Below are 11,242 nucleotides of genomic sequence, written 5' to 3'. Positions count from 1 at the left end.
CCCGCCAAAGGCACGTCTCGCTCGCCCGGCGGGTGCCTCGCGGCCCGCGGCAGGTCAGCGTTCGGTGCCCAGCACCGGCTTCACGTCCACGATCGGCGTCCCGTCCAGCGCCTCCAAGTCGCCGACGCGCACCTTCAGCCCGTCCACGGCGAGGATCCGCACGCGGTGCAGGCCGATCGGGTTCGGGCGGTCGGGTGAGCGCGTCGAGAACACCCCGGTCTCCGGGCGGTCCGGGTCGCTGCGCGGGTGGACGGCCAGCACGGAACGGTCCGCGCGGTCGAGCCAGGTGAGGACCAGGACGTCCTGTCCCGCACCGAGTTCGCGCATCGCCCGCGCGTACTCCGGTGCGAACACGAGCCAGGACTCCGGTGTGCCCTCGTCGCCCTGCTTGGGCGCCTGGGCGCGGTCGATGAGGGGTGATTCGACGTGGCCGATCGGCAGCAGCTTCATCAAGTCCCGCAGAAGGTCCGGTAGGTGGCGCTGAAGTCCTGCGGCGCAGGAGCCGAGAAGTATTCCAGGCCGGGGCGTTCGCCGTACGGGGAGGTCACCGCGTCCAGCAACCGTTCCAGTGGGCCCAGGTCACCGGCCGAACCCGCCGACAACGCCTCCTCCACGAGGTGGTTGCGCGGGATGTACACGGGATTGACCCGGTCCATAGCGTCGCCGTCCGGCCCGAGTTCACGCCAGCGCGCGATCCACGCGTCGATGCCGGCGAGGTCGAGGAACAGCTCGCGCGCGGGCTCGGTGTCGCCGCGGGCGGCCTTGCCGAGGCGGTGGAACAACGAGGTGAAGTCGACGTGGTTCTCGTGCATCAACGTGAGCAGCTCGGTGAGGAGAGGCTTCACGTCGCCCTGCACGCCCAGTTTCGCCTGCACGCCACCGATCCACGCCCGTTCGAAGTGCTCCTCGAACGTGCCGAGCACTTCGAGCGCCAGCGCGACTGCCTTGTCCTCGTCGTCGGAGAACAACGGCAGCAGCGCCTCGGCGAGACGGGCCAGGTTCCACTGGGCGATCATCGGCTGGTTGCCGTAGGCGTAACGGCCGCGGTGGTCGATCGAGCTGTACTTCGTCGACGCGTCGTAGGCCTCCATGAAGGCGCACGGGCCGTAGTCGATCGTCTCGCCGGAGATCGTCATGTTGTCCGTGTTCATCACACCGTGGATGAACCCGACGAGCATCCATTGGGCGACAAGCGAAGCCTGCGCCGCGACGACCTGGCCGAACATCTCCAAGTACGTGCTGCCGGGGTAGTGGCGTGAAATCGCGTGGTCGGCGAGGCGTCGCAGGAGGTCGGGATCGCCGGTGTTGCGGGCGTACTGGAAGCTGCCGACCCGCAGGTGGCTGGCCGCGACCCTGGCCAGAACCGCGCCCGGCAGCGGTTCCTCGCGGTGCACGACGGCGCCGGTGGCGACGACGGCGAGCGACCGGGTCGTCGGGATGCCGAGGGCGTGCATCGCCTCGCTGACGACGTACTCGCGCAGCATCGGTCCGACGGCGGCCAGTCCGTCACCACCGCGGGCGAACGGGGTGCGGCCGGATCCCTTGAGGTGCAGGTCGCGCAGGCGGCCGTCGGCGTCGGTCAGCTCACCCAGCAGCAACGCGCGGCCGTCGCCGAGCCTGGGGGAGTAGCCGCCGAACTGGTGCCCCGCGTAGGCCTGGGCGACTCCCCGGCCGCCCACGAGGAACGACAGGCCGTCGGACCGCAGCCACGCGGGATCGAGACCGAGCTCCTTCGCCAGCGGCTCGTTGAGGGCGAGCAGGACCGGTTCCTCGACCGGCGCGGCCTCCCAGGAGACGGCCATCTCCGGCACGGCGGTCGCGAAGTCGCTGCTCAGGCTGATGTCCACGATCCCAACGCTACCTGGGGACGCCAAGTCACCCGTCGCGCCGAGCGGTGTCACCTGATCAGGTCAGACGGCCGGGACGCCGCCCCCGCCCGTGACGAGGTGGGGGCTAGGGTGTCGGAACGTGCGCTACTCCGCCCTTGCGCTGGCTTTCCTGCTCGTCGGATGCGGTACCTCGACCACGTCCCTCCCCAAGATCGCTCCAGCCCCCGCCTCGTCGTCGTCCTCGCCGCTGCCGGACCTGCAACCCCGGCTCGACGCGATCGGGACGCTCCTCACGGACTGCATCACGCGCCTGCGCGGTGAACCCGTCGACCCCGCGGACAACTGCGTCCACGTCCTGCCCGACGTGACAGGGGTGATCGACGAGGTCGAGAAGCAGTCGTCCAAGCTGCCGCCCTCCGGTCAGGCCGGCGTCGTCGAGGTGCGCAGGCAGCTCACCGCCATCGCACCCTGCGAGCCGTGGTTCGCGGCGGGCGGGACCAGTGCCGACGCGGCGTTGAACGCCCGGTGCGACGAGGCCTGGAACGCGCTCTTCAAGGGATACAACGCCGTGCGGAATGCTGCTTAGCGACGCCAGGCGGATCGGGCGCGTCGCACTGCCGCTGTACCTGTCGATGGTGGCGGTGTCGGTCGGCGCGCTCGTCACGACGGCGGCGCTCGGCCGGCACGGAACCGGTGCGCTGGCAGGCTTCACGGTGACGGCTGCCGTCTACTTCCCCGCTGTGGCAGCGGTTTCCGGTGCGGTGCGCGGCGTGATGCCGTTCATGCGGACCGGCGATCCGGCTCGCGTGGTGCGGGACGGCGCGTGGCTCGCGGTGGCCGTCGGGCTGCTGGGCGCGGTGGCCGTCGCCTGCGTTCCGGTGATCGCGCGGGCGAGCGGGGTCGAGCGGGAGATCGTCGGGCAGCTGGGGGCGCTCCCGCTGCTGATGGCCGTCAGCGTGCTGATCTCCGGGTTCGGTGCGTTGGCCTCCTCCGGCCTGGTGGGGCTCGGGCACGGCGAGGTCGTGATGCTCGCGGGCCTCGCCGGTGCGGCCTGCACGGCGGTGCTCTCACCGGTGCTGGTCGGCTGGTTCGGGCTCGACGGTGCCGGGATCGCCCTGTGCGTCGCGAACCTGGTCAGCGCGATCACGACGGTTCTGGGCCTGCGCCGGCGGCTTCCCGGCCGCCCCGGCTGGCGAGTCCACTGTGGACACGTACTCGAGCTGGCGAAGGTCGGCGTCCCGATGGCGGGCACCGTGCTCGTGAAGTTCGCGGTCCTCGGTGTGCTGGCCGTGGCCGCCGCACGGATGAGCACGACAGCCGCGGCCGCGCACAACATCGCCACCGCGCTCGTCAACCTCACCTTCACCGCGGCGGTGGCGATCGGCCAGGCCGTCGTGCCGGAGGTGAGCGGCCGGACCGACCGCGCCGGCGTGCGGCGGGTGGTGACCGCCGGCCTCGTGATCACCACGGCGGCGCTGGCCGCGGTCTGCGCGATCATCCTGTTCGGAGACGTCGTACCGCTGTTCACCGACGATCACCAGGTCGCGGGCCTGGTCACGGGCCTGCTGCCGGTGCTGGTGCCGGTGGTGCTCGCCGACGGCCTCCAGGCGGTGCTCGGGTTCGGCCTGGCCGGGCTGAAGCGCACCACGCCGAGCTTCCTGGTGTTCGCCTCCTGCTACGGCGTTCTGGCGGTTTTCGCCTTCGCCGCCCCGAACCTGACGGTACTGTGGGCCGCTCTTGCCGTCGCGAACCTGGCCGTGGCAGTCGGTCAGGGAGTCGTGTTCCGGAGGGCGAGCAACCTTTGAGGCGGTCCGTGCCGTCTTCAGCACGGGATCAGACATTGGGGAAGCATGCGAAGAGCTGTCGTGCTCGCGTTGCTGGTGGTCGCCGTGGCCTCCAGCGCCGGGCCTGAGGTCGCGCTCGCCGGCACGGAGGTCGTGGCCGCGCGACCGTCCGCCGACGGGCCAGCGGTTCAAGGGGACCGGCGGTCGTGCCGGACGAAGCAGGGGCACAGCAGGAAGTGCGTCACCTGGAAATGCCGTTCCGCGTGGAAGAGGGCGTGCCGGATGCCTCGGCGCGCTCACGAGCCGAAGGCACCGAAGGCGACCAGTCTCGAGAAGGCGCGGATCTACTCGCGCCGGTTGCGTTCGTAGTCAGAGCGCGGCGAACCGGGCGGTGAGCTCGGTCGAGATCTCGTAGTGGCGCACGAGAAACCCGCGTTCGTCCAGCTTCTTGCGCCGCAGCCAGCCGGTCACCTCGGCGTTGCACTTGCTCGCGTTGCACGACCCGCACGCGGGTACGACGTTGCCGAGCGTGTACCGGCCGCCGCGCGAGATGGCCTGCACGCAATCCTTCTGCATTGAGCCTGAAGCACCGCAGTAGGCGCAGCCGCCCCAGGACGTCTTCAACGCGTCCCACTGCGCGTCGGTGAGGTCGTGCAGGACGCGCGCCATCCGCTTCTTGCGCTTGCGCGCGGCGCGAACCTGTTTGCTACCTCCGGTCGGCACGGTTCGTGAGACTACGCGTCGCGATGGTCAACAGGTCGGAGGCGGGGCCCCGGGGTGTCCTGCCCGACGGCCACACCGCGCGCAACGCCCGGCGCAGGTCCAGATCGCCGACCTCGACCCGGACGAGGGTGCGGGTCGCGATGTCGGTGGCCACCGTGTGGAGGCTGAGCACGGCGGGCCCGATGCCCCCGATCGCCGCGGCCTTGATCGCCGTCGTCGACGACATCTCCAGCAACGGCCCGGCGGACTCGGCGATGCCCGCCACCTCCAGCGCGTGCTCCCAGGCCTGGCGCGTGCCCGAACCCGGCTCCCTGCTGACCAGCGGAGTGGCGGCGGCCTTGGACGCCGTGACGCGGCGACGCCTGGCCCAGGGGTGGCCGGGCGCGACGACCAGCACGAGCTCGTCCTCGGCGACGACACGGCTGGCCAGGCCGGACGGCACGTCGGTGCTCTCGATGAACCCCAGGTCGGCCTTCTGCGCCAGCACCTGCTCGGCGACGTGCACGGAGTTGCCCGCCGTCAGCACGGTGGCGGTGTCCGGGCTGACGGTCCGCAACGCGATCAGCCACGCCGGCAGCAGGTACTCGGCCACGGTGAGGCTCGCGGCGATCCTGAGCTGGCTCTGCCGGTCCGCGCGCAGGCTCGTGATGCCGGCGTCGAGATCGGCGGCCCGTGCGAGCACCGGCGCCGCCCATCCAGCCACCAGCTGACCGGCGGTGGTGAGGCGGGCGCCGCGCGGGGTGCGGTCGAGCAGTGCCACGCCGACGCGGGCTTCGAGGGTCCTGAGGCGTTCGCTGGCGCTGGGCTGGGACATGCCGTGCGCCTGGGCGGCCCGGCCGATGCTGCCGAGCTCGGCCACGCTCAGCAGCAGGTCGAAGCTCGCGAGGTCGGTGACCCTGGACGGCAAAGGCATAGGGACAGCCTATGTGTTCATCGGGGATTGGTGCCTACCGAGGCAGGTGCGCTCCGAGGATCGTCGTGTCGTGACCGCTCTCGCACCTCAACCACACCGTGCCCCCGAGGTGCGACGAGCGGCACCCTTCGGCCCGAACGTGTTCGCCTCCGTGATGGGCACCGGGATCGTCGCCACCGCCGGTGCCTCGATGCCCGGCCTGCGCACGGCGGCCGGTTTCGTGTGGGCGCTGGACGCCGCGCTGCTCGTGTTCCTCGTGGTCGCGGCACTGCGGCGCTGGACGTGGGCGACGGTCCGGGAGCAGCTCGCGGATCCCGTGATGGCCCAGTTCTGGGGCGCGCCACCGATGGCGTTGATGACCGTCGGCACCGGTGCGGTGCTGCTCGGCTCCGACTGGATCGGGATGCCCGCCGCGCTCGCCGTCGACTGGACATTGTGGACACTCGGCACGCTGCTGGGGCTGGCCACGTCCGTGCTGGTGCCGTTGCGGATGTTCGGCAGCGGCGAACGCGCGTTCGGCGGCTGGCTGATGCCCGTCGTGCCCCCGATGGTCTCGGCCGCGTCCGGTGCCGTGCTCGCCGGGCACCTGCCGGAGGGCTCGTTCCGGCAGGCGGTCGTGCTCGGTTGCTACGCGCTGTTCGGCATCAGCCTGTTCGCGACGATGGTGATCGTGCCGCAGATCTGGCAGCGCCTCGTCCAGCACGGGCTGGGCGTGGCGTCCACCGTGCCGACGCTGTGGATCGTGCTCGGGCCGCTGGGACAGTCGATCACCGCGGCGAACCTGCTCTCCGGCGTTCACGTGCTGCCGGGCCAGACCGCGTTCGGCGTGCTGTACGGCACGGTCACGTGGGGATTCGCCTTGCTGTGGATGGTGATCGCGGCGACGGTCACCGTGCGGACGGCCCGGCGCGGGCTGCCGTTCGCGTTGACGTGGTGGAGCTTCGTGTTCCCGCTCGGCACCCTGGTGACCGGTTCGAGCGCGCTCGCGGCACGTGTGCCGTCGGCGATGTTCAGCGGTGTGGCCGTGGTGCTCTACGGCGCGTTGGTGGCCGCGTGGGTCGTTGTGGCCGTGCGGACGCTTGGTACTTCGCTTCCAGCGCGGGCAGCTCCAGCGCGGCTGCGTCCTGCTGATCGCTGACCGCCTTTGGAAGGGTTTCCCCGCTCGCCGATCTCGCTAAGTTCGAGCACGGCACAACTCATGAGGGGGAATCTCGACCATGAAACAACGACGGCTGAGCCTCGCGCTGGCGGGGGCGGCCAGCGCGGCCTTCCTCGTCGGCACGTCGGTGGCCGCACCACCGCCGCCGGCGCCCGTGCAGGACGGCCCCACCTACGTCTACCGCGTTCCCGCCCCGCTCGGGCAGAAGTCGTCCGACCTGCTCGCGCGCGGGTTCGACGTGCTGGAACAACGTGACGGCGACGACCTGTTCGTGCTCGGCTCGAAGCAGGTGCACACCCAGCTCGCCGAGGCCGGGTTCACCGGCACCGTCGAGTCGGTGATGGCACCGCCGGCGTCCGGGCTGAAGACCCAGGGCTCCGGCATCCGGGAGACCTACTACGGCGGCTACCGCACGATCAAGGCGCACTACGCGCACCTCGACCAGGTCGCCTTCCGGTACCCGCGCCTCGCGACGGTCGTCGACTACGGCGACTCGTGGCGCAAGACCCAGGGCGCCGGCGGCTACGACCTCAAGGCCGTCTGCATCACCAGGAGGACGCCCGGCGACTGCAGGCAGACCCCGGACGTCCGCAAGCCGCGGCTGTTCGTGTCGGCCCAGATCCACGCCCGCGAGATCACGACCGGCGACATGGCGTGGCGCTGGATCGACCACCTGACCCAGGGCTACGGCAAGGACGCCGAGGTCACCTCGCTGCTCGACACGACAGAGGTGTGGGTCGTGCCGATCGCGAACCCCGACGGCGTGCAGATCGTGCAGTCGGGCGGCGACTCGCCGAAGCTGCAGCGCAAGAACGCGAACTACACCAACGGTCCCAGGGAGTGTCCGACCACCCAGGACCCGAACGCGCAGATCGGCATCGACGTCAACCGGAACTTCACGGTGGAGTGGGGTGACAACGGCACGTCGTCCGACCCGTGCAGCCAGGTCTACCGCGGCCCGAAGGCCGACTCCGAGATCGAGACCAGGGCGATGGAGAAGCTGTTCCGGTCGCTGTTCCGGGACACGCGCGGCCCCGGCGTGAACGACCCGGCGGACCCGAAGACCCGCGGCATGGTCATCACCATGCACTCCGCGCTGAACGTCGTGCTGCTGCCGTGGGGCTACACCACCACTCCGTCACCGAACGACGGCCCGTTGCGGGCGATGGCCAAGGACATGGCCCAGCTCGCGGGCGGCTGGGAGTACGGGCAGCCCGGTGAGCTGCTCTACACCGCGGGCGGCTCGATCGACGACTGGATCTACGGCGAGCTCGGCGTGCCGCACTACACGTGGGAGATCGGCAACTGGCAGGGCGACTGCGCCGGCTTCCTGCCCGCCTACTCGTGCCAGGACGGGCACTGGGCGAAGGTCAAGCCGATGCTGACGTACTCGGCGCGCAAGGCCGCGAACCCGTACGGCGGCTGACCGCGCACCCGTGACCGCGGTGTTCTCCGTGCCGCGGTCACGGGTCGGTCGACCGCATGACCGACGTTGCTGGCGCCGGTGGATCGGAGGTCGGCGACACCGCCGAGTCGCGGCAGGTGGGGAACGACGTGCCGAGCAGCCCGGTTGGGGGAATCGTGCGGTGGACCCCCGTGCTGTCCGTACGCGGCCTGACCTCGCGGTTCGACCCGTCCTGACCGTGTTTGGCGACACCCCGCCCGGGTATTCGAGCGGTGCACGAGGAGGGTGCTCAGCTGACGGAGGCACGACAGGCATGGACCGCGAACTGCCCAGCGATCTGGACATCGACTTCGACATCGACTTCGACGACTCGGTGGCTCGCCAGGTGCGCGGGTACGTCCACGAGGTCGTCACGGGACTGGGGCTGCGGGGTGACAGCTCCTTCGTCGAGACGGAGCCGCGAGCCGGCGCGTACGTGGCGCTGGACGGGCACCTGCTCGACTTCCCCGACCACTACGTGGCGCTGCTGTGGGACGAACTGGCCGGGTGGTCCGCGGCGGTCGAGGACCGTCGCGGGGAGCTCGTGGAGGTGGCGCGGATGGGCGTCGGGCCGCGGCCCTCGCCCGTCGCGGTGGTCCGGTGGGTGGAGGGCCTGTTGCGCAGGGAACGCGCGCACGAGCAGGCGAACCGGGACTTCGCGGCGTTCGTGCCGGCACCGCGCGACGTTCTCTCCTGAGCCGACCGGGGTAGCCGAATGGCATGAGCACACGACCACGGCAGGACCCCGAGCAGGAGCAGGACGACGCGGCACGCGTCTCGTTGGACGAGGCGACCGAGAGCGACGAGACCGTGCCGGGCCGCAGCGGTTCCGGCTCGGCGCACCCCGAACCGAACCCCACCGGCAACGTCGGCCTGTCCGACTACTCGGTGTCCGACGACCCGGACCGGGGCTGAACGGTCAGGATGCCGGTCCCGCTGAGCGCGGCGAGCGAGAGCGTCTTGTAGCCGACGTCGTCGAACAGCACCATGATCCGGTCGTCCTCGTGGTGCACGACGACGCCGTTGCCCCACTTCTCGTGGCGCACGGAGCAGTTCGGCGGGTAGTCCGACGCCGGTGAGGAGCCGGGAACGCCCTCGTCGCAGCGGTCGCAGTGGCCGCACGGCCCGTCGAGCTCCTGCCCGAAGTAGCCGAGCAGGAACCGCCTGCGGCAGCCGCGCGTTCCGGCGTACTCGCGCATGACCTCGATCCGCGACCGGTCTCGCCGCACCTGGCGTTCGGCCTGCTGTGCCGCCGCTTCGACCGCCTCGTCCGGTGGGGGAGCGTCGTCGGCGTACCGCACGGCGTCCCGTGAGGTGCGCACGATCCCGGCGCTCTCCAAGAGGTTCACGATTGCGGTGATCTTCCGGCGGGAGTGGTCCCGCGTGAGCTCGGCGAGGGTGGTGCCGGAGCGGCGGACCGCCTCCGCGACCTCGCGCACGCACTCCCGGTCGACCTTGCGGCCGGTCAGGAACCGTTGCAGGCCCTGGTCCTCCGGCCGGTGGAAGAGGATCACCTCGGCCGGTTCGCCGTCGCGGCCCGCCCGGCCGATCTCCTGGTAGTAGGCGTCGAGCGAACCGGGTGTCGCCGCGTGCGCCACGAACCGCACGTCCGGCTTGTCGATCCCCATCCCGAACGCGGAGGTGGCCGCCACGACGTCGAGGTCGCCGCGCATGAAACCGTCCTGCACCCGGCGCCGGTCCGCGGCTCTCATGCCGGCGTGGAAGGCGGCGGCCCGCACACCCTTCGCGGCCAGCTCGTCGGCGTACCGCTCGGTGTCCTTGCGCGTGGCGGCGTAGAGCAGTCCAGGTCCGGCGCGCTCCGTGACCCACTCGGTGACGGCACGTCCGCGATCGTCCTCGTCGGTGCACTGCCGCACGGTCAGGTGCAGGTTGGGGCGGTCGAACCCGGCGACGATCACCACCGGATCCCGCAGGCCGAGGTGCTCGGCGACATCAGCGCGGACGGGGCTGCTCGCGGTGGCGGTCAGCGCGAGCACGACGGGACGGCCGAGTTGCTCGATCACGTGCCGCAGCCGCAGGTAGTCGGGCCGGAAGTCGTGTCCCCACGCCGAAACGCAGTGAGCCTCGTCCACCACGAACAGGGACGGTCTTCGCTGCCGCAGCCGTTCGACGGTGGTGCCGGCCGCGAGCTGCTCGGGGGAGAGGAAGAGGTACTCGGTCGTCCCGTCGGCGAACGCCTGCCACGCCTGCTCGTTGGCCTCGGGCTGTTGTGCCGAGTTCACCGCAGCGGCCGGGGGCGCGTTGGTGGTCCGCAAAGCGGTGACCTGGTCGCGTTGCAGCGCGATGAGCGGTGACACGACCACGGTCGGACCGTCGAGCAGGATCGCGGGAACCTGGTAGATCGCGGACTTCCCGGCACCGGTCGGCATCACGACCAACACGTCGCGGCCGTCGAGGAGGTGCCGCATCGCCAGCAGCTGCTCGTCGCGCAGTTCGGTCCAGCCGAAGACCTCTTCGGCGGTCCGGACCAGGTCTCTCTCGCTCATCCGGTGGGCCGCAGGTCGTACTGCTGCGCGGCCCAGGAGGCCAGGCGGGGCCGCAGGGCCAGGTAGACGTCGGGGTCGATGCCCATGCCGGTGTGCGTGCTGTGCACCTCGACGCACTCGGCCGACGGGTCGAGGCACAGCTCCCACGGCACGATGCCGTCGAACTTGGAGTACACCGACACCGCCGGAAGGTCAGCCGGCAGCGGGGACGTGACGGCCTTGACGTTGTCGTCGAAGCAGGTGCCGTCGAGGCAGTCGGCGTTCATGAGACCGGGCACGCCGAGCGAGGACAGGCGCGCCAGTGCCTTGGCCGCGAGCATCACGTGCGGGTGCGCGCCCGCCGGGTCGAGCACCGGGCTGCCCAGCATCACCAGTCCTGCCACCAGGTCCGGACGGCGGACGGCGGCCAGGCGGGCGAGTCCGCCGCCCCGGCTCTGGCCCAGCAGCACGACCGGTCCGCCGGTGGCTTCCGCGTGCTCCTCGACGCGCCTTTCGATCCGGTCGACGAGCTCCGACGTGCACCCCACGTTGAACCCGACGCCCGCACCGGCCGGCACGTAACCCCTGTCGCGCAACCAGGTCGTGGCGAACGTGAGGCTGAAGTCGCTCGCGCCGAAGCCCGGCACCAGCACCACACCGAGGCCCGCGCCCTCGTGCGGGTCCGCGTCGCGCCACACCCGGTGGCGCAGCAGGCGGGGAATGGTGCACGCCGCGACGGCGACGTGCTCACGCGCGAGCGCTCGCAGCTGTCCGGCAGGGATCATCGTCGGTCTCCGCTCAGTTCGTCAGGTGCCGAGGAATAGCCCGGAAAGGCGAGGGCAAACAGCAAGCACCGTCACGTTTGCGAGTTTCGAGGAACCCGCAGCGGGTAGCGGGGAAACGC

14 protein-coding genes are annotated in these 11,242 nt (G+C 71.2%); 8 read left to right on the top strand and 6 right to left on the bottom strand.

From position 1 onward, the window contains the following. Window positions 1–54: 54 nt before the first annotated feature. Together tsaA and ACFOWZ_RS16810 are read right to left on the bottom strand one after the other, a co-directional pair. Window positions 55–450 (bottom strand): tRNA (N6-threonylcarbamoyladenosine(37)-N6)-methyltransferase TrmO, encoded by a 396-nt coding sequence (gene tsaA, locus ACFOWZ_RS16815; RefSeq protein ID WP_382373432.1) that lies wholly within the window; start codon window positions 448–450, stop codon window positions 55–57. Continuing rightward, window positions 450–1,847, bottom strand: a complete 1,398-nt coding sequence (locus ACFOWZ_RS16810; protein WP_382373430.1) for a protein adenylyltransferase SelO — start codon at window positions 1,845–1,847, stop codon at window positions 450–452. Before ACFOWZ_RS16810 ends, tsaA begins: the two co-directional genes overlap by 1 nt. Window positions 1,848–1,968: 121 nt before the next feature. Here ACFOWZ_RS16810 and ACFOWZ_RS16805 point away from each other — a divergent pair, with 121 nt between their 5' ends. From ACFOWZ_RS16805 to ACFOWZ_RS16795, 3 genes are read left to right on the top strand one after another with little or no spacing between them, the layout of a single operon-like run. Further along, window positions 1,969–2,415, top strand: a complete 447-nt coding sequence (locus ACFOWZ_RS16805; protein WP_382373428.1) for a hypothetical protein — start codon at window positions 1,969–1,971, stop codon at window positions 2,413–2,415. Continuing rightward, complete coding sequence (locus tag ACFOWZ_RS16800; protein WP_382373426.1) at window positions 2,405–3,634, top strand: MATE family efflux transporter; 1,230 nt, start codon at window positions 2,405–2,407, stop codon at window positions 3,632–3,634. The genes ACFOWZ_RS16805 and ACFOWZ_RS16800 overlap by 11 nt, the downstream gene beginning before the upstream one ends. Window positions 3,635–3,679: 45 nt before the next feature. After that, complete coding sequence (locus ACFOWZ_RS16795; RefSeq protein WP_382373424.1) at window positions 3,680–3,982, top strand: hypothetical protein; 303 nt, start codon at window positions 3,680–3,682, stop codon at window positions 3,980–3,982. Here ACFOWZ_RS16795 and ACFOWZ_RS16790 read toward each other — a convergent pair whose 3' ends face one another. Beyond that, window positions 3,983–4,336, bottom strand: coding sequence for an HNH endonuclease (locus ACFOWZ_RS16790; protein ID WP_382373422.1), 354 nt, complete (start codon window positions 4,334–4,336; stop codon window positions 3,983–3,985). Further along, window positions 4,320–5,249, bottom strand: a complete 930-nt coding sequence (locus ACFOWZ_RS16785; protein ID WP_382373420.1) for a LysR family transcriptional regulator — start codon at window positions 5,247–5,249, stop codon at window positions 4,320–4,322. The genes ACFOWZ_RS16790 and ACFOWZ_RS16785 overlap by 17 nt, the downstream gene beginning before the upstream one ends. 70 nt (window positions 5,250–5,319) lie before the next feature. Between ACFOWZ_RS16785 and ACFOWZ_RS16780 the strand changes: the two genes are divergently transcribed. The 5 genes from ACFOWZ_RS16780 to ACFOWZ_RS16760 all read left to right on the top strand — a co-directional run bounded on the left by ACFOWZ_RS16780 (window position 5,320) and on the right by ACFOWZ_RS16760 (window position 8,767). Then, window positions 5,320–6,387 (top strand): TDT family transporter, encoded by a 1,068-nt coding sequence (locus tag ACFOWZ_RS16780; RefSeq protein WP_382373418.1) that lies wholly within the window; start codon window positions 5,320–5,322, stop codon window positions 6,385–6,387. Window positions 6,388–6,466: 79 nt separating this feature from the next. Further along, a complete protein-coding gene (locus ACFOWZ_RS16775; protein ID WP_382373416.1) occupies window positions 6,467–7,834 on the top strand; it encodes a M14 family zinc carboxypeptidase in 1,368 nt (455 codons plus the stop codon). 56 nt (window positions 7,835–7,890) lie between these two features. Next, on the top strand, window positions 7,891–8,049 hold the full coding sequence (locus ACFOWZ_RS16770; RefSeq protein WP_382373414.1) for a hypothetical protein: 159 nt from the start codon (window positions 7,891–7,893) through the stop codon (window positions 8,047–8,049). Between the two features lie 77 nt (window positions 8,050–8,126). Next, window positions 8,127–8,549, top strand: coding sequence for a DUF6292 family protein (locus ACFOWZ_RS16765; protein WP_382373412.1), 423 nt, complete (start codon window positions 8,127–8,129; stop codon window positions 8,547–8,549). 23 nt (window positions 8,550–8,572) lie between these two features. Continuing rightward, window positions 8,573–8,767: a hypothetical protein gene (locus tag ACFOWZ_RS16760; RefSeq protein WP_382373410.1), complete on the top strand. Its 195-nt coding sequence runs from the start codon at window positions 8,573–8,575 to the stop codon at window positions 8,765–8,767. On the opposite strand, the gene ACFOWZ_RS16755 is transcribed toward ACFOWZ_RS16760, so the two are convergent. Both ACFOWZ_RS16755 and ACFOWZ_RS16750 read right to left on the bottom strand, forming a co-directional pair. Continuing rightward, window positions 8,734–10,359: a RecQ family ATP-dependent DNA helicase gene (locus ACFOWZ_RS16755; RefSeq protein ID WP_382373408.1), complete on the bottom strand. Its 1,626-nt coding sequence runs from the start codon at window positions 10,357–10,359 to the stop codon at window positions 8,734–8,736. The two genes, ACFOWZ_RS16760 and ACFOWZ_RS16755, sit on opposite strands and share 34 nt — an antisense overlap. Next, the gene (locus ACFOWZ_RS16750; RefSeq protein WP_382373406.1) at window positions 10,356–11,123 is read right to left on the bottom strand and encodes an esterase/lipase family protein; all 768 of its coding nucleotides are present in this window, start codon (window positions 11,121–11,123) and stop codon (window positions 10,356–10,358) included. The genes ACFOWZ_RS16755 and ACFOWZ_RS16750 overlap by 4 nt, the downstream gene beginning before the upstream one ends. Window positions 11,124–11,242 lie beyond the last annotated feature (119 nt).

It is taken from the genome of Lentzea rhizosphaerae (assembly GCF_042649515.1).
Taxonomy (GTDB): domain Bacteria; phylum Actinomycetota; class Actinomycetes; order Mycobacteriales; family Pseudonocardiaceae; genus Lentzea; species Lentzea aerocolonigenes.
Note: the sequence above shows the minus strand (reverse complement) of the source record. Positions and strands in the feature narration are given on the sequence as shown.